A 23,941-nucleotide genomic window follows, 5' to 3' on the forward strand; every position below is an offset into this window, starting at 1 on the left:
GTGGTGCAGGCCGTCCGGGCGATCCGGTCGGCCGCCTGCTCACTTCAGGGCGCCGGCGCCCAGTCCGTTGCGCCAGAAGCGCTGGAGCAGGAGGAAGGTCACGATCAGCGGGATGACCGACAGCAGAGCGCCGATCAGCACGAGACCGCGGAGTTCGGGCAACTGGTTCAGCTGGTTGTTCCAGTTGTAGAGACCGAAGACGACGGGGAAGAGCTCTTCGCTGCGCAGCATGATCATCGGCAGGAAGAAGTTGTTCCAGATGGCCACGAACTGGAACAGGAACATCGTCACCAGCGCGGGGGTCATCAGACGGATGCTGACCGTGAAGAACGTGCGGATCTCGCCCGCGCCGTCGAGGCGGCTGGCCTCGAGCAGCTCGTCGGGCACCGAGGAGCTCGCGAAGATCCGCGCCAGGTACACCCCGAACGGACTCACGATCGACGGCAGGAAGACCGACCAGAACGTGTTGGTCAGCTGTGCCTGACTGAAGATCAGGAACAGCGGCAGCGCGAGCGCGGTCGCAGGCACGAGCACGCCACCCAGCACGATGTCGAACATCAGGTCGCGACCCGGGAAGCGGTACTTGGCCAGCGCGTAGCCGGCCATGGCGGCGAGCAGCGTGGCGATGGCACCACCGAGCGCGGCGTAGAGCACCGAGTTCAGCAGCCAGCGCAGGTAGATGCCGTCGCGGTAGGTGAACAGCTCGGCGATGTTGTCGAACAGGTGGAAGTCGGCGAACCACAGCGGAGCCGTGGTCAGGATGTCGCCGGTCTCCTTGCTGGACGCGACGAGCAGCCACCACAGCGGCAGCAGGAAGTAGACCGTGAACACGGCCATGATCAGCATCGCGGCGGTGCGCGAGATGCCCGATTCGCGAGCGGCCTTTCCGCCCGTGGCGGTGCCGCGCTTCGACGCGCGACCCGGGGCGACGATCGACATGGTGCTCATGCGTTCTGCTCCTTGCGCTGCATGTACTTCATGAAGCCGAACGACAGCACGAAGGTCGTCACGGCGAGCACGACCGAGAAGGCCGCCGCCAGGTTGGTGTTCGGGATGGATGCCGTGGCGTAGACGGTCATGTTCGGGGTGAAGGTGCTGGTGACCGCGGAGCTGAACGACCGGAACACCTGCGGCTCGGCGAGCAGCTGCAGCGTGCCGATGATCGAGAAGATCGCGGTCATGACGATCGCCGGGCGCACCAGCGGGATCTTGATCGACCAGGCGATGCGCCACTGGCTCGCGCCGTCGAGGCGAGCCGCTTCGTAGAGCTCCTGCGGGATCGAGAGCAGCGCCGAGTAGATGATCAGCATGTTGTAGCCGACGTAGACCCAGGTCACGACGTTCGCGATCGACCACAGCACCAGGTCGGCGCCGAGGAAGTCGATGTTCTTCGTGATCGCGGTGAACGGCGACAGGTTCGGCGAGAACAGCGATCCCCACATGATGGCGGCGATCACGCCGGGCACCGCGTACGGCACGAAGAACGCGAGACGGAAGAAGCGCTTGCCGCGCACGAGCGGCGAGTCGAGCAGCAGCGCGAAGACCAGGGCCAGGCCGAGCATGACCGGCACCTGCACGACGCCGAACATCAGCATCCGCCCCATCGAGGCCCAGAACGCCTCGTTCTGGAACACGAGCACGTACTGGGTGAGGCCGCCGAACACCTCTTCGGCCTTGCCGAAGGTGCCGTCGCGCTTCACGACCAGCAGCGACTGCCAGAACGCATAGGCGATGGGCACGACGTAGAACAGTGCGAAGAGCACGCCGAACGGCACGAGGAGGAACGCGATCGCGCCCTTGTGCGGGATGCGGCGGCGGCGACCGGGCGCCGGGGGCGCCGAGCCGACCGCCGGAGCGGTGAGCGTGGTGGTCATACATCCTCCTTGATGATGCGGACTCCGCCGGCCGGGACGAAGCCGGTGGCGGGTGCGTCGGTGACGAGGTCGTGCCCCGTGGCGACGACCTCGGCGCCGGAGTCGCCGTGATTGATGACGAACAGGTAGCTGCCGTTCTCCCCCGAGCGCCGGACGATCTCGACGTCGCGGCTCGCCCCCGTGTGCGTCGCGATGCCCGCGTCCGAGGCGAGGCGGGCGATCAGATCCCGGTAGGCGATGCGGTCGGGCTGCGTGGCGACGAACCAGGCCGCACCCTTTCCCGCCTCGCGACGGGTGAGCGCGGGGCCGCCTGCGGCGGGGCCGTCGGCGAACGACGCCACGGTCTCGGCATCCGTCGTCTTGAGTCGCTCGGCCCATACCGATCCGCTCGTGCCGTCGGTGAGGAACACGGTCTCCCCCGGACGCAGGGGCGCGAACTCCTCCGAGCGGATGCCGAGCAGGTCGCGGAACGCGCCGGGGTATCCGCCGGTGCGCACCCGGTCCTGCTCGTCGACGATGCCGCTGAAGAAGGTGATCAGCGCGGTCGCGCCGTTCTCGACGGCGCGGGCGATCGCCGCGGCATCCGCATCGCTGATGAGATGCAGCGCCGGGACGATGAGCAGTCGGTAGCCGTCGAGATCGCCGCCGGGGCGCACGACGTCGGTGGTGACACCGGCATCCGACAGCGCCGCGTGGGCGGCGTGCACCTGGCCGAGGTAGGTGAGCGCCTCACTCGGGCGGCCCTCGTTCTCGGCGGCCCACCAGCTCTCCCACGAGAAGAACAGCGCGGCGTCGGCGGCGACGCGGGTGCCCGCGACCTCGCCGAGGCGCTCGAGCAGCCCGCCCAGCTCGACGACATCGCGCCACTGATCGGAGTCCTCACCCGCGTGCGGCACGAGGGCCGTGTGATACTTCTCGGCACCCTGGGTGGACGCCCGCCACTGGAAGAAGCAGATGCCGTCGGCACCGCGCGCGACGTGCGCGGCGATGTTGCGCTGCAGTTCACCCGGGGCCTTGGCGAGGTTGTACGGCTGCCAGTTCACGGCACCGGTCGATGTCTCCATCAGCAGCCAGGGCGCACCCTGGGCGAGACCGCGGGTGAGGTCGGCGGCGAACGAGAGCTCTTCTCGGGCGTCGTCGAGGCGGCGATCGAGGTAGTGGTCGTTGGCGATCAGATCCATGTCGCCCGCCCACGTCCAGTAGTCGAGGTTGCGGATGTGCGCGGTGACCATGAAGTTGGTCGTGACCGGCACGGCGCTGCGCTCACGCAGGATCGCCGCCTCGGCGCGGTAGAGCGCGAGCTGCTCGTCGGAGCTGAAGCGCTGGAAGTCGAGGATCTGACCGGGGTTGCGCAGCGACAGCGCCTGAGCGGGCACGCGCACGTCGTCGAAGTCGCTGTAGCGCTGGCTCCAGAACGTGGTGCCCCACGCGCGGTTGAGCGCGTCGATGTCGTCGTAGCGGTCGCGCAGCCAGCCCCGGAACGCCTCGGCGCTCGTGTCGCAGTAGCAGAGAGCGTTGTGGCAGCCCAGCTCGTTCGACACATGCCAGAGCGACACGGCGGGGTGGTCGCCGTAGCGCTCGACCACGCGGGTCACGACCTCGGCGGCGTAGGCGCGGAAGATCGGCGAGCTCGGGCAGTAGCCCTGGCGTCCGCCCTGCTGGTAGACCGTGCCGTCTTCGCCGACCGGGAGGATCTCGGGGTGTGCGGCGGTGAGCCACGGTGCGGGTGACGCCGTGCCGGTGCCGAGGTTGATGCGAATCCCTGCCGAGTGCAGCAGAGCGATGATCTCGTCGAGCGCACTGAAATCCCACACTCCCCTGGCCGGGTTGATCGACGACCAGCCGAAGATGTTGATCGCCACGAGTCCGACGCCCGCCTGCTGCATGAGCCGCACGTCGTCGGGCCAGACGCTGCGGTCCCACTGTTCGGGGTTGTAGTCGCATCCGAAGACGAGGCCGCGCCCTGCGGAGAGGGTGGCGATGCGGTCGGACACAGCGGCGGCCATCGGTGACGCTCCTTTGCGGTTCATGTGTGCACGTGCACAGCTCGCGGCATGAACGCAGCGATCGGGATTTCTGTGAACGTGCACACATCGTCGCATGTCGTGACGAATCTCGTCAAGTCCGGGTCGCTAGGCTGTGGATCATGAGCACTTCCGCCCGTCGTCGCAGCACCGTGCACGACGTGGCGCGCGTAGCCGGGGTATCGAGGGGAACCGTCAGCCGCGTCATCAACGGCGGCTACGTGTCGGATGCCGCGCGCACCGCCATCGAAGACGCGATCCGCGAGGTCGGCTACGTGCCGAACACCGCCGCGCAGAACCTCGTGCGCCAGCGCACCCAGGCCATCGCGTTCATCGTGCACGAGCCGCACGCGCTGTTCCTCGAGGACCCCAACATCGGCGCGATCATGCTCGGCACAAACGAGACGCTGTCGGAGGCGGACTACCAGATGGTGTGCCTCGTCGTTGACTCGGTGCGAGACACCGAGCGCGTCGCTCGCTACCTCAACGGCGGCTTCGTCGACGGCGCCGTGATCGTCTCGGCGCGAGCGCAGGACCCCATCACCAAGGCCGTCATGCGCCTCGACCTGCCGGTCGCCTACGTCGGCCACCCGCCCGACGTGGACGCCGCCTGGGTCGGCGTCGACAACCGCGGCGCCGCGAAGGCCGTGACCTCACGCCTCCTGGCGACGGGGCGCACCCGGGTCGGCATGATCGCGGCCGCGCTCGACCGCGACTCGGGCACCGACCGTCTCGCGGGCTTCACCGACGCGCTCGGCGACGCCTTCGACCCGACTCTCATCGAAGAGGTGCCGCTGTACTCGTACGCCGACGGGGCCGCCGCGATGACGCGACTGCTCGCGCGCGTGCCCGACATCGACGGGGTGTTCGCCGCCTCGGATGCCGTCGCCGCCGGCGCCATGTGGGCCCTGCGCGAAGCGGGCCGACGCGTTCCGGAAGATGTGGGCGTCGTCGGGTTCGACAACAGCACCTGGGCCACCCGCACGACCCCGCAGCTCTCGACCGTCGACCAGCCCGCGCAGGGGCTCGGCGCGGCCGCCGCGGCATCCGTCCTCGCGCAGCTGCGCGACGATCAGCGCCCGCGGGCGGGCATCATGCTGCCGACGCCGGTCGTGTGGAGAGACTCGGCCTGAGCGCAGGCCTCACCCGCGCTCGGCGGACGCCGCCTGCGCCCCTCTCCCCCAGCGGAACGGCGAGACAGTCGGGTCGCCGGCGATCCAGAAGCGCCACGGGAACGCCGCGGTGCCTGCGATTCCCGCCACGCCGACGCGCGGCCCGGTCGCGACATCGGCCACCGGGTCGTCGCGCAGCCACAGCTCGGCGCGGGCGCCCTCGAACTCCTGGCCGGTGATCGCGTCGATGCCGTCGTGGATCGGGTGCCGCAGCCCCACCGCCTGCCCGAATCGGCCGGGGCCCCTGGCGAGATCCCGCAGTGCCGTTGCCGTCAGCGGGCTCGTGGCGCGGCGGCGCACGGCGACGGCATCCACTCCGGACACGACCTCGCCCGCGCGCATCAGGATTCCGCCCGCCTGACCGTCCGGCCCGCACACGACGTTGACGCACGAATGGATACCGTGACTCAGGTAGACGTACAGATGCCCCGGCTCGCCCCACATCGTCGCATTGCGTGCGGTGCGGCCCATGCGTGCATGCGAACCCGGGTCGGCCTGGGTTCCGGTGCCATGCCCGTGATAGGCCTCGACCTCGGTGAGCCGGAGGCGCACCTCGGAGCCGGCGACGACCGTGCGCAGCTCGGCCCCGAGCAGCAGCGGGGCGACATCGACCGCCAGCCCGCTCAGCTCGGCGCGGGTGGCGCGGTGCAGCGGATCCGACGACATGGCGTCTAGAACTGCGGAGCCGTCTGGCACCATGAGGCGTCGAAGCCGGTGAGCGCCACGATCTCGTCGCCGGTGCGCAGGTCGAGCAGGTGCGTCTCGAGGTTCTGCGGCAGAGGCAGCAGCATCTGGTCGTAGGGGTTGTCGGCGAGATCGGGAGCGATCACGACCGCGGCGTACTGTCCACTCGGCGAGGCGCACGCCTGCAGGATCGAGTCCGTCGAATCGACCTCGAGCAGTGGCGTCGCCTTCCCGTCGTCGTCGACCCGCACGACGGCCTGCCCCGTCGGCATGCCGTCGGCAGCCCGCGCGACGACGTGACGCAGTGTGCCGCCCGGGAACGGCGTGATCGTCGTCGCCGTGCCGTAGTCCGGGTCGGACGCCTCGAGCGGCACCTCGGTGCCGTCCGTGAGATTCAGCTCGACGACAGTGCCGTCGAGGCGCTCCACGATGGCCGTGTACGTGCCTCGGGAGACGCCCTGGATCGTCGTCGCGAGCCCGAGCGACTGCACACCGGCATCGGTCGAGCGGTCGACGAGCGACAGCGCGCCGTCGAAGTCGATGAAGAGCACGGCGGCGCTGTCCGGCACGAACTGCCAGACGAAGATGTTCGCCTCCTTGCCGCCGACCTCCGTGACGACCGGCTCGTCGTCGCCGCTGAGCGACTGGGTGACGAGCACGCTCGCGCGCCCCTCGGTGTCACTGAGCTCCTTGTCGGAGTAGCTGTAGCCGACCAGGCCGCCGCGGTCCGAGACCTGGATCGCGCCGACGTAGCCGACGCCGGGGAGCGGCAGCTCGCGCTGGTTCTCGCCCTCGCGGTCCATCACGAGCAGCTTCGAGCCTTCGTCCTCCTCCAGCGAGACGACGAGCTGCGTCGACGTCGCTCGGAAGTCGTTGATGCTGTCGGCGGCGAACACCGGCACGGCCTCCTCTCCCGAGAGGTCGGTGCGGAAGATCGTGTCCTTGCCCTCGACGTCGCGGCGCAGCAGGAAGATGCTCGACGCGGGAGTCGAGAAGCTCGTCGTGAGAGTCGCGGCAGGTCCGCCTCCGGCGCCCACCGCGTCGGCGATGCTCACGGTGTAGTCGGTGTCGTCGTCGAGCGGCACGGTGAAGCGGATGCCGATGCCACGGCCGGCCGCGTCCAGCGTGAAGGGAACTGCGGGCTCGACCGTCACCTGAGACTCGTCGATCGCGGCGAGCGACTGGTTCGCCGTGAGGATGACGCGACTGCCCGAGGTCTCGATGGCCTCGGTCGGGTTCACCTGCACCTCGGTGATGCGCGGTCCCTGAGTCAGGCTGACGGCGCCGAGTCCAGCGCCGACGAGCACGAGGATGCCGAGCACGGCGCCGAGGGCCAGGAGGAATCGGCGGTCGCGAGGCGAAGCAGGCTTCTCAGGCTTCGGCTCCTTCGCCGGCCTGGGCTCCTTCGCGGGCTTGGGCTCCTTCGCGGGCTTGGGCTGCTTCGCGGGCTTCGGCGCTTTGGCTGGCTTCCGCTTCTCACGTGCCGGGGAAGACTCGTCGGTCGTCGAGGGAGCGGAGGCCACATAGTCGGTCGAGGAGTGGGCCGCGAACGTGGTCGTCGAGTCGGCATCCGGCGGGACGAAGGTCGAACGCGTCGGCCGCTCGTCACCCGTCGGGCGGGCCGCGGGCCGCGCTTCGTCTCGGTCGGCTCCGCCGTCCTCATCCGACGCGGGAGCCGCCGCGGCCGCCGCGGCTGCCTCGGCCTCGCGGGCGGCGCGCATCTCGGCGCGTGTGCGGGGCGCCGGCGGCACCTCGGGGCGCTCGTCGTCAGTACTCATACGGGTCCTGCGGCTCGTCGATCGGCGTGACCGAGTTCGGCTCGACATGCAGCGATCCGTCGGCATCCGCCTTGATGGTGCCCTCGACCTCGACCCACTGGCCGGTGTCGAACTCGCCCGCATCGATCGTCACGGGCAGGGTCGCCGGCTGCGCGTCGATGACGCAGTGCGTGATGACAAGGCGCGTGAGGTTGACCTCGTCTGCATCCGTCGGGGTGACGAATCCGGTCAGCGTGACCGTCTTGCCGTCGTAGGCGGCGGTGTTGGTCGCCGTCGCGAACACGCTCGCCCAGTCGCCCACGCCGAAGGTCGAGGTGTCGGCGACTCCCAGGGTCACGTCGTCGGCGCCCGCGAACAGCGCGGTCTGCTCGCCCACGCGGGACATCGCGAGCTCGACCGACAGCGATGCGGGCGGCAGCACGAGAGCGGCGACGACCACGCCGGAGGCGATGACGCCACCGGTCACCGTGCCGGCGAGGGCGAGGGTGCGGCGGGGCCCGGCCGGTGCATCCGCGTCGTGGGCATCGCCGTGGTCGTGTCCGTGATCGCCCTCTTCGCCCAGCGGCAGGGTGCACGACCAGATGGCGCCCGCGAGAGTCACGACGGCTGCCGCGCAGGCGAACCACACCGACTCGGGGCTGATGTAGAGGTTGAGGCGGCCGGTGAGGCCGAGTCCGAGAGTGACCACCGAGATGACGGTGGCGAGACCGATGCCGAGCCAGCGCGAGCCGAGGGCGCGGGCGCGGGAGGGCTCGTGAGCGGTGTGCGTGCGGGTGTGGCCGTGCTCAGACAAAGACGTTCACCCCGATCCCGATCGCGAAGGCGGCGAGCAGCACGACGCCCACGATGCCCACGAGCGTGCGGGTGGTGAAGGTCGTGCGCATGAGGGCGAGCATCTTGACGTCGACCAGCGGGCCGACGAGCAGGAACGCCACGAGCGCGCCGGAGGAGAAGGTCGAGGCGAACGACAGCGCGAAGAAGGCGTCGACGTTCGAGCAGATCGCGACGGTCATCGCGAGTGCCATCATCGCGAGGATCGACAGCACCGGGTTCGACCCGATCGCCAGCAGCACGTCGCGAGGGATCAGCACCTGCACGGCCCCGGCGAGCGCCGAGCCGATCACGAGCGCGGGCATCACCGCGCGCAGCTCGACGAGGAACTGCGTCAGGCTGCGGCGTACCGGGGTGCCCGGTTCGTGCGTGACGCGGTCGCACGTGTCGATGAAGCGCTGCGTGAGCAGCGAGTCGGGCGAGGGGTGCCGGCTGTAGATCCAGCCGATCAGGTTGGCGATCAGGTAGCCGCCGATGAGACGCGCCACCAGGATGCCGTCATCGAAGCCGAAGGCCGCATGCGTGGTGAGAATGACGATCGGGTTCACGATCGGGGCCGCGATCAAGAAGGTGAGCGCCTCGGCGGGGGCGAGGCCGCGCATCATCAGGCCGCGGGCGAAGGGCACGTTGCCGCACTCGCACACCGGTATCAGCATGCCGAGCAGCGACAGCACGGCACGGCGGGCCCACGCGCGCTTCGGCAGCCAGCGGTGGATGACGTCGGCCGGCAGCCACACCTGCACGACGATCGACAGCAGCACACCGAGGATCACGAACGGCAGAGCCTCGATCAGCACGCTCAGCGCGAGCGTCAGCCCGTCCTGCGCCCTGCTCGGCAGGCTCGCGGTGAAGAGCGTCGGCAGGAACCGGTCGACCAGGAACAGGGCAGCCACGATCGCGGCGCCGAGGCCGACCCCGATCCACGGCGAGCGCGGCGATCGGGAAGGTCGGTGCGCATGCACCGTCCGTGGAGCGGCCTGGGTGGTCACGCGTTCGCTGCCTCTTCGGCGTCCCGCTTGTTGGTGCAGGAAGCGCACAGGCCGAAGATGTCGACGACGTGCGCGGCATCCGTGAATCCGTGCAGAGCAGCGGTGCGATGCGCCCACTGCTCGACGTCGGTGGCCTCGATCTCGACCGTGAGCCCGCAGTTGCGGCAGATCAGATGGTGGTGGTGACCCTGGGTCGTGCAGGCGCGATAGAGCGCCTCGCCCTCAGGACTCTGCAGCGAGTCGGCGTCGCCGGCGGCGGCGAGCCCGGCCAGCGCACGGTAGACCGTGGCCAGCCCGATGCCGGTGTTGTCGTCGCGCAGAGAGGCGTGCAGGTTCTGCGCGCTCACGAAACCGCGCGCGTCGGCGAGAGCTTCGCGCACGCGTTCGCGCTGCCAGGTGTTCCGCTGAGCCATACCGACGATTCTAGGCGCGCCGCCCTTGCCGGGCCCTGGGAGCGTCAGGTGCGCACGCGGCGCACACCGCCGCGTGCGCGCTGGACGATCCAGCACACGACGTAGATCGTGAACGACAGGGTGGTGATGTACGGGCTCACCGGCAGGGTGCCGGCGAGCGCGAGCAGGATGCCGCCGACGGCCGACACGAAGCCGAACAGCGCGGCGAGCAGCGGCACGGCCACCGGCCCCGCGGTGATGCGCATCGCCGCGGCGGCGGGGGTCACGAGCAGTGCCATGACCAGCAGTGCGCCGATGATGTGCACGCTGACCGCGACGATCAGACCCAGCAGCACCATGAACAGCAGGCTCACCGCACGCGTGGGCACGCCGCGGGCCGCCGCCGACTCGGGGTCGAGCGAGTCGAAGCGCAGCGGGTTCCACATGAGCAGCAGTCCGAGCAGCACGACGATGCTGATGCCGAGCAGCCAGCCGAGGTCGGGGCTCGAGACCGACACGATCTGCCCGGTGAGCAGGCTGAAGCGGTTGGCGCTGCGCCCGTCGTAGAGCGAGAGGAACAGGATGCCGAGGCCCAGGCCGAACGGCATGAGCACGCCGACGATCGAGTTGCGGTCGCGGGCCTTGGCCCCGAGGACGCCGATCAGGATCGCGGCGACCAGCGCGCCGCCGAGAGAGCCGACCACCACGCTGCCACCGAACAGCAGCGCCGCGGCGGCACCGGCGAACGACAGCTCGCTGACCCCGTGCACCGCGAATGCGAGGTCGCGCTGCATCACGAAGACGCCGATGAGTCCGCCGACGATGCCGAGCACCGCTCCCGCGACGATCGAGTTGGCGAGCAGGGCGACGAGCTCGCCGTAGTCCTGGAACGAGAAGACGTCGCTCCAGTCGACCGTCTGGACGATGCCGGTCATGACGTTCACGCGGCACCTCCGTGGTCGTGGTCGTGCGCATGCTCGTGGTGGGGCTCGGCATCCGGCACTCCGACGACGACCAGCCGGTCACCGGCCCGCAGCACGAACACCGGGGTGCCGTAGAGCTCGGTCAGCACGCGTGTCTGCAGCACCTCTTCGGGCGTACCGAGCACGAAGCGGCCTCCGGCGATGTAGAGGATGCGGTCGACGCGGCCGAGGATCGGGTTGATGTCGTGCGTCACGAACAGCACTGCCGCACCGCGATCGCGACGCTGGCGATCGATGATGTCGGTGACGGCGACCTGGTTCGCGAGGTCGAGGTTCGACAGCGGCTCGTCGCAGAGCAGCAGGCTGGGCTCGTCGGCCAGGGCCTGCCCGACGCGCAGTCGCTGCTGCTCACCGCCCGAGAGCAGTCCGACTCGGCGGTCGGCGTAGTGCGACGCCCCGACCGAGGCGAGCAGCTGGTCGACCTTGGCCCTGTCGCCGCGGTGCGGAACAGGGAAGCCGAAGCGGCTGCCCTGCACCCCGAGCGCCACCAGATCGCGGGCCCGCATGCTCGTGTCCGGGGCGAGCGAGCGCTGCTGCGGGATGTAGCCGATGCGCGGGTTGCCCTTGCGCACCGGTCCGCCCGCGACGGTGATCTCGCCCGCCGACAGCGGCTGCAGGCCCAGGATGCTGCGCAGCAGCGTGGTCTTGCCCGAACCCGACGGCCCGAGCACGGCGATGAACTCACCGGGCTCGACTGTGAGGTCGAGGCCCGACCACAGCTCCCGGTCACCACGCTGGAGGGCGGCTCCCCGCACCTCGAGCACGGGGTTCGACTTCTCGGCTCCTGCCCGCGCGTCGGCGGCGGCGCTCACGACTGGAGCGCGTCGGCGAGGCTCTGGATCGCGTCACTCATCCACTCAGAGTACGACGATCCGTCAGGAAGCAGCTCCGTGAAGGCGACGACGGGGATGCCGGCAGCTGTTGCGGCATCCTCGACGCGCTGCGTCTCGGCACCACCGGTCTGCGCGTTCGTGAGCACGGCCGCCACATCTCCGCTCTCGACGACGTTGAGCGTCTCGAGCAGGGTGGCGGGGGCGACATCGCTGCCCTCCTCGACCGATTCGGCGAAGCCCTCGGGCGTGACGTCGGTGAGTCCGGCGGCCTCGGCGAGGTAGCCGGGCACCGGCTCGGTGATGATCACGTTCGCGCCGGCGGCATCCGCCTTGAGCGTCTCGAGGTCGGCCTCGAAGCCCTCGAGGTCTGCGACGATCTCGTCGGCGTTGGCGGTGAAGTCGGCCTTGCCGTCGGGGTCGAGCTCGGCGAGCTCCTCGGCGATCGTCTCGACGACGTGGATCATCGTGTGCGGGTCGAACCAGACGTGCTCGTTGAACCCCTCGATGTGGTCGTGGCCCTCGTGTCCTTCTTCGCCCTCGGCGTGCTCTTCACCCTCGGCGTGGTCGTGCTCCTCCTCGGCCGCTCCTTCTGACTCGTCGGAGTGCCCCTCGTTGCCGGGGAAGTCATGCGAGAACTCGACCGCGGTGATCACGTGCGGGTCGCTGGCATCCTGCAGCAGCGTGTCGATGAACGCGTCGTAGCCGCCGCCGTTCTCGATCACGAGGTCGGCCTTCTGCACGGCGAGGCGATCGCGTGCCGAGGCTTCGTACGAGTGAGGGTCCTGGGTCGCCGAGGTGATGATGGAGGTCACGTCGACGCGGTCGCCGCCGATCTGGGCCGCGAGCGAGCCGTAGACGTTGGTGCTCGCGACGACCGTCACCGCATCGCCGTCGCCGCCCGCTGCGGGAGCGGCGGAGCATCCGGCCAGCGAGAGCGCGGCGACGGATGCGAGGGCGAGGGCGACGAGCGGCTTCTTCATGAGGCCACTCTACGCGCTAATGAGAACCATTATCAAATCAGCATGAGGTGACCCGTTCTGTCACGCCGCGCTCGCTCGCTCGCTCGACGAACGGGAGACCACCCGGTCGTCGAGCGAGGAGCGCAGCGGCGAGACGAAACGCGTCAGCCGATCAGACCTGGCGCGATCCACACCGTCGAGTCAGCCGGAACGGCACCGTCTGCGACAGCGCCGAGCACGACATCCGCGGCGTCCGCCCCGAGATCGAACGGCTCGGTGCCGAAGTTCGTCACGATCTGCCAGCCGTTCGGGCGCGCGAAGCGCAGCACGTCGGCGCGACCCGTCTCGATCCACTCGAGGCGCTCCTCGGTCTGCAATTCGCGACGCAGGCGCAACGCCTCGCGGTAGAGCGACAGCGTCGACGACGGGTCGGCCTCCTCGACATCCACCGCGTATTCGGCGAACCATTCGGGTTGCGGCAGATGCGCGTCGCCGGCGCCGAAACCGAAGGACTCACCGGATGAGGTCCACGGCAGCGGCACGCGGCATCCGTCGCGACCGAGGCCGTCGAACACCGCGCCGCGGAAGAACGCAGGATCCTGGCGCTGGTCGGGGCCGATCTCGGCGACCTCCTGCAGTCCGAGCTCCTCGCCCTGGTAGAGGTAGGTGCTTCCCGGCAGCCCGAGCAGCAGCAGCGTCGCGGCGTGCGCCCGACGCAGCCCCGCCTCGCGATCGAGCTGCTCGGCGGGACCGCCGGCGGCGACCCACTCGACGCCCTGCTTGACGCCCGTGCGCCCGGCCATCGGGGTGAGACCGTAGCGCGTCGCGTGGCGCGTCACGTCGTGGTTCGACAGCACCCACGTCGTCGACGAGCCGGTCGCATCGGACTGCGCGAGGTTGTCGGCGATGATCGTGCGGAACTGCGTCGCGTCGAAGTCGGCGACGAGCAGGTCGAAGTTGAACGCCTGCCCGAGACCCTCGGCCGAGGCGTACTTGGCGCGACGCTCGGGAGTGCTGACCCACGCCTCGGCGACGGCCGTGCGGGGCGGGTCGTACTCGTTGAAGACCCGACGCCACTCGGCATAGACCTCGTGCACATCGTCGCGGTCGTGCAGCGGGTGGTTGCCGTCGTGCGGCAGCAGCTCGAGTTCGGCGGTGCTGGGCAGCGGCTCGCTGAGGTCCTTGGTGAGCATGTGCGCCACGTCGATGCGGAAGCCGTCGACCCCCCGGTCAGACCAGAAGCGCAGTGTCTTCAGGAAGTCCTCTCGCACCTCGGGGTGATCCCAGTTGAGGTCGGGCTGCTCGGGGGCGAAGCTGTGCAGGAACCACTGACCGTCCTCGACCCGCTCCCACGCCGAACCGCCGAACGCGGCGGTCCAGTCGGTCGGCGGCTCCGACCCGTCGGGCCCGGAACCCTCGCGGAAGATGTACCGCTCACGGGCAGCCGAGCCGCGGCCTGCGGCGAGCGCCTCCTGGAACCATTCGTGCAGATCCGACGAGTGGTTCGGCACGATGTCGACCACCACCCGGATGCCGCGGTCGTGCAGCGCTGCGACCATGTCGTCGAAGTCGTCGAGCGTTCCCAGCCGCGGATCGACGTTGCGGTAGTCGGCGACGTCGTACCCTCCGTCGGCGAGCGCCGACGGGTAGAACGGGCTCAGCCACACCGCGTCGATGCCGAGCTGCTGCAGGTAGTCGGCACGCGAGACGATGCCCGGGATATCGCCGAGTCCGTCGCCGTTCGCGTCCGCGAAGCTGCGGGGGTAGATCTGATACACGGCGGCCTGTCGCCACCATGCTGCCGTCGTGTCGTCGCGGGTCTCGGTGAGAAGCGCATCGGTCATGAGGGGTACTGCTCCTTCGTGTTGCGGTCTGGGGTGTGTGCGGCGCGGGTCAGCCCTTGACGGCGCCCTGCGTGACGCCGTCCATGACGAATCGCTGCGTGAACAGGTACGCCAGGATCGCCGGGGCCATCGCCATCAGGTACGAGGCGAACGACACGTTGTAGTTGTTGCTGAATTGGGTCTGGAAGAGGTTCTGCCGCACCGGGAGGGTCTGCATGGCCGGGTCCGAGATGATCAGCGACGGCATCATGAAGTCGTTCCACGCGTAGAGGAAGGCGAAGATGCCGACCGTGGCGCTCATCGGCGCGAGCAGCGGGAAGATCAGCTGCCAGAACGTCTGCCATGTGCTGGCGCCGTCGATGCGGGCGCTCTCCTCGAGCTCGATCGGGATCGACCGCAGGAACGCCGTGAACAGCAGCACGCTGAAGCTCAACTGGAACATGGTGGCGAGGATGATCACGCCGAACGGGTTGTCGAGTCCGACCCAGCCGGTCAGCTGGATCTGCGGCAGCGCCACCACCGGGAACGGGATGAACATCGCGGCCAGCAGGTAGAAGAACGAGTAGCGGAACAGGCGGTGATCCCAGTTGCGCACGATCGCGTACGACGCGAATGCGGCGAGCACGATGGTCGCGATGACGGTTCCGGCCGTGACCAGCAGCGAGATGCCCGCGCCGACCGGGAACTTGGTGAGGTTCCACGCCTCGACGAAGCCGTCGATGCTGAACGGAGCCGGCAGCGAGAAGGCGTTGCCGTCGACCGCCTGGCCCGTGGTCTTGAAAGCCATCGACATCGTCACGTACAGGGGAAGCAGCACCGTGACGGCGCACAGGATCAGGATGATCGTGCCCGACCAGTTGACGCGCTCCATGCGGACCCTCGGCTTCTTGCCCGAGGCGGGGATGGTGGTGAGTGTCTGCGTCGACATCAGAGTGCGTTCCTTCCGCGGGTCAGCGAGAGCTGCAGCAGGGAGATGAGCACGGCGACGATGAAGAAGATCGTCGCGTTGGCCATCTGGTAGGCGTAGTCGCCGCCGTTGAAGCCCGCGATGATGGTCATCGCGACGCTGCGGGTGGCGGTGCCGGGACCGCCGTTGGTGAGGCCGACGATGATGTCGTAGGCGTTGAGGAAGCCCTTGAACCCGAGGATCACGTTGATCACCACGTATCCGGCGACGAGCGGCAGCGTGATGCGGAACAGCTGCTGCCTCTTGTTCGCCCCGTCGATGCTCGCCGCTTCGTAGACCTCGCTCGGCACTGAGAGCAGACCTGCGATGTAGATCAGCAGCGTGCCGGGAACCGCCTGCCACGCGGTCACGATCACGATCGCGACCCAGGCGAGATCGGGGTTGGCGAGGAGGCTGGTCGACAGCCACGGGATGCCGGTGGCGGCGCCCGCGGCCGGGATCGAGTTGGAGAAGAGGAAGTTGAAGACGTAGGCGATGATGATGCCCGAGATCACCATCGGGATCACGAAGATCGTGCGCAGCCCCGTCTTGAAGCGGATGCGGGAGGTCAGCCCGACCGCGAGCAGGAACGCGATCACGTTGACGACGATCACCGTGGCGATCGAGAAGCCGAACGTGAACAGGTAGCTCTGCAGGATGGCCGGATCGCTGAACATCGCGATGTAGTTCGTCAGACCGCTGAAGCTCCACTCCCCGATCCCGATCGAGTCGGTGAAGCTGAAGAAGATGCCCATGACCGCGGGCACGGTGATCGCCAGGGTGAAGATCACGAGGGTCGGAAGCAGGAACAGGTAGTAGATCGGCTCGACGCGCCCCTTGCGACGACGGAGCTGGCGGCCCTGCCCCGTGACGATCGAGGTCGTGTCGGTGGTCGGGCTGTTCGGCCGCGTCACATTCGCGGCTGCGGTGGTGCTCACGGTGCGGACTCCTCTGTCTCGCCGGCTGCCGCATCGTCGGTCTTGGGGATCGGTGCGCGGAAGGCGATGCGAGCCCAGTCCGCGTCCATCGTGCGCAACGTCGATGTGGTCGAGGCGCCGAGCACCATCGCCTGCGCGTAGTTCATCACCGGGATCGTCTTCGGCACGAGCACTGACGGGCCCTGGTAGATCTGCCCGTTCTCGTAGTACTCGATCATCCCCTCGATCCGGGGATCATCCGGGGCCGGTGCACCCTTCGTCGGGGTGAAGCCGAGCTGCGATGCGTTGTACGCCTCGATGTTCTCGGGCAGATAGAGGTACTCGAGGAACTCGCGTGCCGCCTCCTGGTGGTTCGATCCCTCGGGGATCATCGCGCCGAGGTCCATGTTCACGCGCACACCGAGGTCGGCCGGATCATCGGTCATCGGCAGCGGGAACGTTCCGAGCTCGAGGTCGGGCGCGGTCTTCGCGATCTCGCTGAACGCCCAGGGACCCTGCATGTACATCGCAGCCTCGCCCTTGCTGAACGCGAGGTTGCCGTCGCCGTAGCCCCGGCTCTCTGCGTCCTCGTTCGTGTAATCGTTCGCGAGCTGCATCATCTGATCCATCGGCTCGGCGAAGTCCTTCTCGAACGAGACCGGCGAGTCCGGGCCGACCGCGGCACCCTCGTCGGCCATCGCGTCGAAGAACTCGATCGTGTCGACGGATCCTCCGATCGAGTAGTCGTACCACCCCTGGCCGACGGTCCAGTCGTCCTTGAACGTCGCGTAGAACGGGTCGATCCCTGCGTCCTTCAGCTGGTCGCAGACCGCGATCAGCTCGTCCCAGGTCTGCGGGACCTCGAGCCCCTGGGCGTCGAAGATCTCCTTGTTGTAGATGACCGATGCCGCCATCACCGAGTACGGGAGGGCGCTGGTGCGGCCCTCGCACGACCCGTACTGGTCCATGAGCGGCTGCAGATCGTCGCGGACGGATGCGGCGGCGTCGGTGTCGGAGAGATCGGTCAGGGTGCACCGCTGCACGAACCGCGCGATCTCGTAGTTGTAGTTGCCGAGGATGAGGTCGGGCGGGTTGCCCCGCACGAAGCTGGCCGAGATCACGTCCGGACCCGAGGTGTCGATCTCGACTCGCACGTCGCTCTGCGACGAGTTGAACTGGGCGACGAGATCGGTCATGAAGCCGATCGCCTCACGCTTGTTGAACGTGAAGCGGATGGTCTCGGTGCCACCGCCGGGTGCGCAGGCGGTGAGGGCGGAGCCGACGAGCGCCAGCGCCATGGCAGCACCGGCCACTCGCGCGACGGAGGGGGATTTCACAGACACCGTTGTCCTTTCGTCCTGTAGATCCGCAGACTAAATCTAGTGAGCGAATTTACTTCGATGAACGGTACTGTCTCATGTGAACGAGAGTGAGGTCAAGACCCGTGACAGAAGTCTCCGCAGGTCTGGGCACCGGGCGAGCCAGCGTCGGCGCCGTGCTCGACTTCGCCTGGGCGGCGGGCGAGTTCACCGCCACCGACGTCATGGCCTCGACGTCTCTGACGCGCTCGACGGCCATCGACGCGATCGACACCCTCGTCAGCGCCGCCGTGCTCCGTGAGCTTCCGAACGCGAGGGCCGCAGGCAGCTACCGCGCAGGGCGCCCCGCGCGACGCTTCGTGCTGGCATCCGATCTCGGTGTCGTGCTCGGCGTGGACGCCGGTGACAACCATGTCGCCGTCACCGTCTCCGACCTGCTCGACCGCACACTCGTGCACCACCGCACGGACATCGACTCGACCGAATCGGCGGCGGCGCGGCGCGCGACGGTGCTCGGCCAGATGGAGCAGGCGCTCACCGAGGCGGGTGTCTCGAAGGATGACATCCTCGCGATCTGCGTCGGCGTCGCCGCTCCCGTGAATCGCGCAGGGGTCTCTCCCCCGCATCCCGACGGCTTCTGGGAGCGCACGAACCCGGGCCTCGCCGACGCACTGGCTGGCTGGGCGCCGGCCGTCGAGATCAAGAACGACGCTCAGCTCGCCGCGATCGCCGAGGGCTCGGTCGGGGCCGCAGTGGGATGCCGGGACTACGTCGCGCTGCTCGCCGGCGAGCGCTTCGGCGGGGGCGTCGTCGTCGACGGCCACGTGCTGCACGGCGCGCATGGCGGCGTCGGCGAAGGCATCGTGTTCGACCACATCGTGGGCGTGGGATCGGCCTTCGGCCTGAGCTACGCCCTGCAAGACGAGGTGCGTGCCGCCGTCGCGAGTGGCGAGGTCGACGCGAACTCGCCGATCGGACGCCTCGCCGACGACGACCGCGTGGATCCGCGCGTCGTGCTGACAGCCGCCGCGTCGGGCGATACCGATGCGCTGCTCGCGACCTCGCGCGTCGGCGCCACCCTCGCTCGGGTGGTCGGCGTTCTGGGAAGCATGTACGACCCGGCGCGCGTGATCGTCTGCGGCGCAGTCGCCGAGAGCGTCGCTCCCGTGATCGCCGCCGCGCGCGAGGTCGTGCCGACCGAGCTGCACCTGCCGGCGCCCGAGATCCTCGCCTCGACGCTCGGCGCCGAGGTCGTCTCGATCGGGGCCGTCACCACCGCCCGCATGGCCGCCCGCGAGGTGGCCGTGCCGCTGCTGGCGGAACGGCGACTCAGCGCGGTGAGCTGACGCCGTGCGAGAACCAGAGCCGCAGCGCTCGCCTTCATCGATCGAGGTGCTCCTCGATCCTGATGCCGAGGCCGCCGTCCGTGCCGAGTGGGATGCCCTCGCCGCCCGCGGCCTGTCGAGCCTCGCGGGGCACACCTCGGCGAGCAACCGCCCACATATCACGATGGTCGCGCGCGTCGACCTGGCACCGCGGGACCCGGATGCTCTCGCCGGCATCACGTCGTTCCCGATCACGCTGGGCGCTCCCCTGCTCTTCGGCTCCGGGGATCGCCGCGTACTCGCTCGGAGCATCGTGCCCACCTCGGAACTGCTCGCTCTTCGGTCCCTGGTCCTCGCCGCCGTCGGGCCGGGCGAGGACGCCCCGCACACCGCACCGGGCGAGTGGATGCCGCATGTCGCGCTTGCCCGCCGGTTGCGCGTCGCCGACCTCGCGGAGGCGCTCGATCTCATCGGCGGCGATATCCGAGCTCACGCGCGCAGCGTGCGGCACTGGGACCCCGCCACCGCGCAGGTCACGACCCTCGCGGTGCTGAACGGCGACAGCGTTCAGGCGTAGTCGCTGTCGTCCACCGGCGAAGGCGCCGGGCCCAGGCTCTCGATGGCACCCCACAGTCCGTCCGGGACCTCCGCCTGCACCAGCTCGTCGAGCTGCTCGCGACGATGCGGTGATGACACCCCGACGACGGTCGAGTCGATCAGCGGCGATCGCAGCGAGTAGTGCAGTGCCGCAGCGGCCATCGACGTTCCGTGCTCCGCACACACGCGCTGCAACCGCTCGGTCCACTCCAGCAGCTCCTCGCCGGCGGGCCGATAGGCGTACTTCGCACCCGAGTGCGGCCCCTTGACGAGCAGTCCCGAACCGAAGGGCGCAGCGTTGAACACGGCCATGCCACGTGCCTTGGCGTCGGCGAACACGGGCTCAGCCGAGTGATCCACGAGCGTGAATCGGTTGTGGATCAGCACGGCGTCGAACACGCCCGTCTCGACGTACTTCGCCATCAGCGGGACCGGAGCTGCCGCCACACCGATCGCATCCACCACGCCGGCGCTGCGGAGTTCGATGAGCCCCTGCACCGCGCCCCCGATGGAGATCGACTCCTCGAACGTCACCGAGTAGGGGTCGTGCAGGTGCAACAGCGGAAGCCGGTCGACCCCGAGGCGGGCCGTCGTCTCCTCGAACGAGCGGAGGACGCGGTCTCGGTCGAACACGCCGGTCTCAGGATCCTGATCGACCTTCGAGATGACCCGCGAACCATCCGCCCCCAGCTCCCTCAGCGCGATGCCGAGGACGGCCTCCGAGCGACCCGAGGAGTAGTTGTTCGAGGTGTCCACGAAACCGTGCCGGCTCGTGAGCAGGTCGATGGCGACGTCGACGGCAGCTCTCTCCTCGGCGGACCCCGGCTCCGAGTGCCGGCCGAGGCCGGAGGTCCCGAGGGTGATGGGCGTCGGTTCGATCTTCATCTGTCGATGTCCGTTCTGGTCGGGGCGGGTCCTCACGGTTGAGGAGGAACTATGAGATCCGGCTCGTGGAGGCCCGCGGAATGAGCGACGGGAGAGCGCGCTTTATCGGGACGCCCGCCGGCTGCGGGCTGAGCAGCTGGTCCAGCGCTGTCGTGGCGATCTGGTCGAAAGGTGTCGCCACCGAGGTCAGCGGTGTCGGAAGACGCGACGCGAGTGGAATGTCGTTGTAGCCCACGATCGAGAGGTCCTGCCCGGGGAGGATACCGAGGTTGCGGGCGGCGCCGATGATCCCGATGGCGAGATTGTCGTTCGCGGCGAAGATCGCCGTCGGGCGAGCCTCCGGACGCAGGAGCGCGTACCCGGCCTCGCTGCCGGCGTCGACTCCGTAACCGGTGGAGATGACTCGGCCGTCCGGCAGGTCGATGCCGGCTTCGGCAAGCGCCTTCTGTGCACCGCGGAGCCGGTCCTGGCCGCTCGAGGTGAACCACGGGCCGGTGACGACCGCGATGTCGCGGTGGCCGAGGTCGAGCAGGTGGCGGACTGCGAGGTAGCCGCCGGTCTCGTCGTCGCCGAGCGCCGAGGGGCTGACGCCGTCGGTGCGGAGCACGAGCACGTGCGGAATGCCTCGTTCACGCAGCGACGCAGGAAGGGAGTCGTCGATCCGCGCGGTCGCCAGGATCAATCCGTCGACGCCGCGGTCGAGCAGAGTCTCGGTGGCGCGGCGCTCAGCGTCTGCGTCATCGCCGCAGGTGGCCACGACCGCGAAGTACCCCTGGCGGCGAGCGGCGCGTTCGATGGCTTCGAACATCAGCGCCATGACCGCGTCGGTGAGACGCGGGACGAGGACCCCGATGGTTCCGGTGGCGCCTCTGCGGAGGTTGGAGGCGAAGACGTTGCGGCGGTAGCCCAGGCGTTCGGCGGCGGCTCGCACCTTCGTGGCAGTCGCGGTGCGGGAGGGCGCCCCGCGGTCGTCGAGGATGCGGCTGACGGTGGAGATGCTGACGCCCGACTCTTGGGCAACGTCGCGCAGGGTCACCACGGATCGCTGCTCGGGAGGTCCCTCGAGTTCCATTGCGCCGCTTTCTCTCATTCGATCTATTGACATCCTCTCGCGATCTGCGCATACTTGCAATCGTTCTTGCAAACGTTCCCGAGAACGATCCCAACACACGACCAGATCCCTCAACGAGGAGAAGGAGATAGAAATGGTTCTCGACCTTCGCGGACTCAACCCCGCCCCCGTCACCCCGTTCACCGAAGACGGTGACGTCGATTACGCGGCCATTCAGCGCCTCGGCTCCTGGCTCGGCTCCGTCGAGGGTGTGAAGAGCCTCGTCGTCCTCGGCCACGCCGGTGAAGGCACGTTCCTGACCGAGAAGGAGCAGCTCGACGTCATCCGCGCGTTCCGCGACTCGGTGAACGACGAACTGCCGATCATCGCCGGCATCACGAAAGAGGGCAACCTCACCGCCGCGCTCGAGGCGAAGGACGCCGCCGAGGCCGGCGCGAAGGGCGCTCTGGTCTACCCGTCGCACGGATGGCTGCGCTTCGGCTTCCAGCCCGGCGCCCCGCAGACCCGCTACCGCGCGATCTGGGAGGAGTCGGGCCTGGAGGAGATCCTGTTCCAGTACCCGGACAACACCAAGGCGTCGTACGACCTGGACACGCAGCTCGAGATCGCCGGCCAGGAGGGTGTGAACCACACCAAGAACGGCGTCCGCAACATGCGCCGCTGGTACACGGAGATCCCGGCGTTGCGCGCCGCGTACCCCGATCTGCAGGTGCTGTCCTGCCACGACGAGTACCTTCTGCCGACCATGTTCGACGTCGACGGGCTCCTCGTCGGCTACGGCAACATCGCCCCCGAGCTGCTCGTCGACCTCATCGAGGCCGGCAAGGCGCGTGACTACGCCGCGGCGCACGCGATCCACGAGCGACTGCTGCCGATCACCAAGGCCGTGTACCACCGCGGCTCTCACATGGAGGGCACGGTCGCCCTGAAGTGGGGCCTGGTCAACCGCGGCATCCTCGACCACGCCACCGTCCGCGAGCCGCTGCTGCCGCTCCCGGCAGGGGCAGACGCCGAGATCGCCGCCGCGCTCGCCTCGGCCGACCTCAGCACGGTCACCGTTCCCGCCTGACCGGTTTCGGGGCGGCGCACGAATCGGGCGCCGCCCCCACCCCGACCTCTGCCGCGAATGCGATGCGGCGCCTAGTCAACGACGACTACCTGCCCCGCAGGCCTCCAACGAAGGAGTACCCCATGAGCACTGATCGCACGTCCCGCACCCGCCCGCCGGCAACCCCTGGCACTGGACACGGCCGTATCTCCACTGAGACAGTGAGAACCATCGTCGAGTCCAACCACACCCGCCGCACCTTCTGGAAGCAACTCGCCCTCATCGGCCCCGCCTTCGTCGCCGGCGCCTGGCAGTTCGGGCCCGGCAACCTGACGACGGCCATGAACGCCGGGTCGCTCTACGGATACGCCCTCATCTGGGTCATCATCGTGTCCACGATCCTGATGATCTTCCTCACCGACATGAGCGTCCGCCTCGGCATCCGGACTCCGATCTCACTGATCTCCTCGATCAAGGAGACCCTCGGCGGATGGGTCGGCGTCGTCGCCGGCTTCGGTGTCTTCCTCATCACTCTCTGCTTCTCCGTCGGCAACGCCGTCGGCTCCGGCGTCGGGCTCTCGATGCTCGTTCCGGGCACCTCCCCGGTGATGTGGACGATCATCTGCACCCTCGCCGTGGGCACGATCCTGTTCCTCAAGGGCATCTACGGAATCGTCGAGAAGATCCTCATCGCCATCGTCGCGCTCATGGCGTTCTGCTTCATCGCCTCCGCCTTCGCCTCGAACCCCGACTGGGCCGCCGCCGGTTCCGGCCTCATCCCGGTCGTCCCCGAAGGATCGTGGCTGCTCATCATCGGCCTCGTCGGCACGAACTTCTCGATCAACGCCGCCTTCTACACCTCGTACGGCACCAAGGCCCGCAAGCGCACAGCCGAGGAGTATCGAGACATCACCGTCGTCGACACCGTCCCCGGGATCATCGCTCCCGGCATCATGACCGCCCTGGTGATCATCGTCGCGGCAGCCGTCCTGCATGACACCGGCACCGACGCCCCGGCCGGCTTCGCCGGTCTGACAGCGATCTTCGAGCCCATCGCCGGCCCGGTCGGAACCTGGATCTTCGCACTCGGCTTCTTCGGGGCCGCCTTCTCCTCGATGATCCCGAACTGCATCGCCGGCGGCACCATGCTCTCCGACGCCCTCGGCCGCGGAGCATCCGCAGACACCATCACGGCGCGCCTCGGCAGCGGATTCATCCTGCTCTTCGGCATCGCCATCACGCTGATCTTCTCCGGCACCTCACCGGTCGAGCTCATCGTCCTGGCTCAGGCCCTCACCGTGCTGTTCGCCCCGGTCCTCGCGGCGCTGATCATCGTCATGGCCAACAACAGGAAGCTCATGGGAGATCTGCGCAACAAGTGGTGGCAGAACCTCCTCGGCCTCGTCGGGCTCATCGCCGTCCTCGCACTCGGCATCCGACTGGTCATCAGTCTCGTCGGCGCGTAGGGC

At 68.9% G+C, this 23,941-nt stretch carries 22 protein-coding genes; 5 read left to right on the top strand and 17 right to left on the bottom strand.

Translation table 11 applies throughout. The features are described 5' to 3' along the window. Positions 1-39 precede the first annotated feature (39 nt). The 3 genes from MRBLWH13_RS15185 to MRBLWH13_RS15195 are packed head-to-tail and all read right to left on the bottom strand — an operon-like array spanning position 40 to position 3,880. Complete coding sequence (locus MRBLWH13_RS15185; protein WP_228528018.1) at positions 40-948, bottom strand: carbohydrate ABC transporter permease; 909 nt, start codon at positions 946-948, stop codon at positions 40-42. Continuing rightward, complete coding sequence (locus tag MRBLWH13_RS15190) at positions 945-1,874, bottom strand: sugar ABC transporter permease (protein WP_194762285.1); 930 nt, start codon at positions 1,872-1,874, stop codon at positions 945-947. The genes MRBLWH13_RS15185 and MRBLWH13_RS15190 overlap by 4 nt, the downstream gene beginning before the upstream one ends. After that, positions 1,871-3,880, bottom strand: a complete 2,010-nt coding sequence (locus MRBLWH13_RS15195; protein ID WP_341955775.1) for a beta-galactosidase — start codon at positions 3,878-3,880, stop codon at positions 1,871-1,873. The genes MRBLWH13_RS15190 and MRBLWH13_RS15195 overlap by 4 nt, the downstream gene beginning before the upstream one ends. A gap of 140 nt (positions 3,881-4,020) precedes the next feature. Here MRBLWH13_RS15195 and MRBLWH13_RS15200 point away from each other — a divergent pair, with 140 nt between their 5' ends. Beyond that, entirely contained in the window at positions 4,021-5,031 is a 1,011-nt protein-coding gene (locus MRBLWH13_RS15200; RefSeq protein ID WP_341955776.1) for a LacI family DNA-binding transcriptional regulator, read from the top strand. A gap of 9 nt (positions 5,032-5,040) precedes the next feature. Here MRBLWH13_RS15200 and MRBLWH13_RS15205 read toward each other — a convergent pair whose 3' ends face one another. The 12 genes from MRBLWH13_RS15205 to MRBLWH13_RS15260 form a co-directional block, all read right to left on the bottom strand. Further along, a complete protein-coding gene (locus MRBLWH13_RS15205) occupies positions 5,041-5,736 on the bottom strand; it encodes a DNA-3-methyladenine glycosylase (RefSeq protein WP_341955777.1) in 696 nt (231 codons plus the stop codon). 5 nt (positions 5,737-5,741) lie between these two features. After that, positions 5,742-7,532 carry a hypothetical protein gene (locus tag MRBLWH13_RS15210; RefSeq protein ID WP_341955778.1) on the bottom strand — a complete coding sequence of 597 codons (1,791 nt, stop codon included), beginning with the start codon at positions 7,530-7,532 and terminating at the stop codon, positions 5,742-5,744. Further along, positions 7,522-8,325, bottom strand: coding sequence for a TIGR03943 family protein (locus MRBLWH13_RS15215; protein ID WP_341955779.1), 804 nt, complete (start codon positions 8,323-8,325; stop codon positions 7,522-7,524). Before MRBLWH13_RS15215 ends, MRBLWH13_RS15210 begins: the two co-directional genes overlap by 11 nt. Beyond that, positions 8,318-9,325, bottom strand: coding sequence for a permease (locus tag MRBLWH13_RS15220; protein ID WP_341958329.1), 1,008 nt, complete (start codon positions 9,323-9,325; stop codon positions 8,318-8,320). Before MRBLWH13_RS15220 ends, MRBLWH13_RS15215 begins: the two co-directional genes overlap by 8 nt. Positions 9,326-9,348: 23 nt before the next feature. Continuing rightward, the gene (locus MRBLWH13_RS15225) at positions 9,349-9,765 is read right to left on the bottom strand and encodes a transcriptional repressor (RefSeq protein WP_341955780.1); all 417 of its coding nucleotides are present in this window, start codon (positions 9,763-9,765) and stop codon (positions 9,349-9,351) included. A gap of 44 nt (positions 9,766-9,809) precedes the next feature. Beyond that, complete coding sequence (locus MRBLWH13_RS15230; protein ID WP_341958331.1) at positions 9,810-10,679, bottom strand: metal ABC transporter permease; 870 nt, start codon at positions 10,677-10,679, stop codon at positions 9,810-9,812. A 5-nt stretch (positions 10,680-10,684) separates the two neighbouring features. Further along, positions 10,685-11,539 carry a metal ABC transporter ATP-binding protein gene (locus tag MRBLWH13_RS15235; RefSeq protein WP_341955781.1) on the bottom strand — a complete coding sequence of 285 codons (855 nt, stop codon included), beginning with the start codon at positions 11,537-11,539 and terminating at the stop codon, positions 10,685-10,687. Beyond that, positions 11,536-12,540: a zinc ABC transporter substrate-binding protein gene (locus MRBLWH13_RS15240; RefSeq protein ID WP_341955782.1), complete on the bottom strand. Its 1,005-nt coding sequence runs from the start codon at positions 12,538-12,540 to the stop codon at positions 11,536-11,538. The genes MRBLWH13_RS15235 and MRBLWH13_RS15240 overlap by 4 nt, the downstream gene beginning before the upstream one ends. 143 nt (positions 12,541-12,683) lie before the next feature. Beyond that, a complete protein-coding gene (locus tag MRBLWH13_RS15245; protein WP_341955783.1) occupies positions 12,684-14,363 on the bottom strand; it encodes a glycoside hydrolase family 13 protein in 1,680 nt (559 codons plus the stop codon). 49 nt (positions 14,364-14,412) lie between these two features. Further along, complete coding sequence (locus MRBLWH13_RS15250; RefSeq protein WP_341955784.1) at positions 14,413-15,291, bottom strand: carbohydrate ABC transporter permease; 879 nt, start codon at positions 15,289-15,291, stop codon at positions 14,413-14,415. Further along, complete coding sequence (locus tag MRBLWH13_RS15255) at positions 15,291-16,184, bottom strand: sugar ABC transporter permease (protein WP_341958333.1); 894 nt, start codon at positions 16,182-16,184, stop codon at positions 15,291-15,293. The genes MRBLWH13_RS15250 and MRBLWH13_RS15255 overlap by 1 nt, the downstream gene beginning before the upstream one ends. 59 nt (positions 16,185-16,243) lie before the next feature. Beyond that, complete coding sequence (locus MRBLWH13_RS15260) at positions 16,244-17,524, bottom strand: ABC transporter substrate-binding protein (RefSeq protein WP_341958334.1); 1,281 nt, start codon at positions 17,522-17,524, stop codon at positions 16,244-16,246. A 146-nt stretch (positions 17,525-17,670) separates the two neighbouring features. Here MRBLWH13_RS15260 and MRBLWH13_RS15265 point away from each other — a divergent pair, with 146 nt between their 5' ends. Both MRBLWH13_RS15265 and MRBLWH13_RS15270 read left to right on the top strand, forming a co-directional pair. Then, positions 17,671-18,891 carry an ROK family protein gene (locus tag MRBLWH13_RS15265; protein WP_341955785.1) on the top strand — a complete coding sequence of 407 codons (1,221 nt, stop codon included), beginning with the start codon at positions 17,671-17,673 and terminating at the stop codon, positions 18,889-18,891. A 4-nt stretch (positions 18,892-18,895) separates the two neighbouring features. Continuing rightward, a complete protein-coding gene (locus MRBLWH13_RS15270) occupies positions 18,896-19,447 on the top strand; it encodes a 2'-5' RNA ligase family protein (RefSeq protein WP_341955786.1) in 552 nt (183 codons plus the stop codon). Here MRBLWH13_RS15270 and MRBLWH13_RS15275 read toward each other — a convergent pair. After that, entirely contained in the window at positions 19,438-20,352 is a 915-nt protein-coding gene (locus tag MRBLWH13_RS15275; protein ID WP_309692119.1) for an aldo/keto reductase, read from the bottom strand. The two genes, MRBLWH13_RS15270 and MRBLWH13_RS15275, sit on opposite strands and share 10 nt — an antisense overlap. A 49-nt stretch (positions 20,353-20,401) precedes the next feature. Next, on the bottom strand, positions 20,402-21,424 hold the full coding sequence (locus MRBLWH13_RS15280) for a LacI family DNA-binding transcriptional regulator (RefSeq protein ID WP_341955787.1): 1,023 nt from the start codon (positions 21,422-21,424) through the stop codon (positions 20,402-20,404). Between the two features lie 133 nt (positions 21,425-21,557). On the opposite strand from MRBLWH13_RS15280, the gene MRBLWH13_RS15285 reads away from it, so the two are divergent. Beyond that, positions 21,558-22,493 (top strand): dihydrodipicolinate synthase family protein, encoded by a 936-nt coding sequence (locus MRBLWH13_RS15285; protein WP_341955788.1) that lies wholly within the window; start codon positions 21,558-21,560, stop codon positions 22,491-22,493. 200 nt (positions 22,494-22,693) lie between these two features. Further along, positions 22,694-23,938 carry an Nramp family divalent metal transporter gene (locus tag MRBLWH13_RS15290; protein WP_309692128.1) on the top strand — a complete coding sequence of 415 codons (1,245 nt, stop codon included), beginning with the start codon at positions 22,694-22,696 and terminating at the stop codon, positions 23,936-23,938. Positions 23,939-23,941: the final 3 nt, after the last annotated feature.

The organism is Microbacterium sp. LWH13-1.2 (assembly GCF_038397735.1).
Classification (GTDB): domain Bacteria; phylum Actinomycetota; class Actinomycetes; order Actinomycetales; family Microbacteriaceae; genus Microbacterium.

Bases quoted from the DNA above. Each gene is read 5' to 3' on its own strand.
- MRBLWH13_RS15195 (WP_341955775.1), bottom strand. From the start codon at position 3,880: ATGGCCGCCGCTGTGTCCGACCGCATCGCCACCCTCTCCGCAGGGCGC.
- MRBLWH13_RS15275 (WP_309692119.1), bottom strand. From the start codon at position 20,352: ATGAAGATCGAACCGACGCCCATCACCCTCGGGACCTCCGGCCTCGGC.
- MRBLWH13_RS15225 (WP_341955780.1), bottom strand. From the start codon at position 9,765: ATGGCTCAGCGGAACACCTGGCAGCGCGAACGCGTGCGCGAAGCTCTC.
- MRBLWH13_RS15280 (WP_341955787.1), bottom strand. From the start codon at position 21,424: ATGGAACTCGAGGGACCTCCCGAGCAGCGATCCGTGGTGACCCTGCGC.
- MRBLWH13_RS15285 (WP_341955788.1), top strand. From the start codon at position 21,558: ATGGTTCTCGACCTTCGCGGACTCAACCCCGCCCCCGTCACCCCGTTC.
- MRBLWH13_RS15205 (WP_341955777.1), bottom strand. From the start codon at position 5,736: ATGTCGTCGGATCCGCTGCACCGCGCCACCCGCGCCGAGCTGAGCGGG.
- MRBLWH13_RS15245 (WP_341955783.1), bottom strand. From the start codon at position 14,363: ATGACCGATGCGCTTCTCACCGAGACCCGCGACGACACGACGGCAGCA.
- MRBLWH13_RS15210 (WP_341955778.1), bottom strand. From the start codon at position 7,532: ATGAGTACTGACGACGAGCGCCCCGAGGTGCCGCCGGCGCCCCGCACA.
- MRBLWH13_RS15230 (WP_341958331.1), bottom strand. From the start codon at position 10,679: ATGACCGGCATCGTCCAGACGGTCGACTGGAGCGACGTCTTCTCGTTC.
- MRBLWH13_RS15240 (WP_341955782.1), bottom strand. From the start codon at position 12,540: ATGAAGAAGCCGCTCGTCGCCCTCGCCCTCGCATCCGTCGCCGCGCTC.
- MRBLWH13_RS15190 (WP_194762285.1), bottom strand. From the start codon at position 1,874: ATGACCACCACGCTCACCGCTCCGGCGGTCGGCTCGGCGCCCCCGGCG.
- MRBLWH13_RS15185 (WP_228528018.1), bottom strand. From the start codon at position 948: ATGAGCACCATGTCGATCGTCGCCCCGGGTCGCGCGTCGAAGCGCGGC.
- MRBLWH13_RS15200 (WP_341955776.1), top strand. From the start codon at position 4,021: ATGAGCACTTCCGCCCGTCGTCGCAGCACCGTGCACGACGTGGCGCGC.
- MRBLWH13_RS15260 (WP_341958334.1), bottom strand. From the start codon at position 17,524: ATGGCGCTGGCGCTCGTCGGCTCCGCCCTCACCGCCTGCGCACCCGGC.
- MRBLWH13_RS15250 (WP_341955784.1), bottom strand. From the start codon at position 15,291: ATGTCGACGCAGACACTCACCACCATCCCCGCCTCGGGCAAGAAGCCG.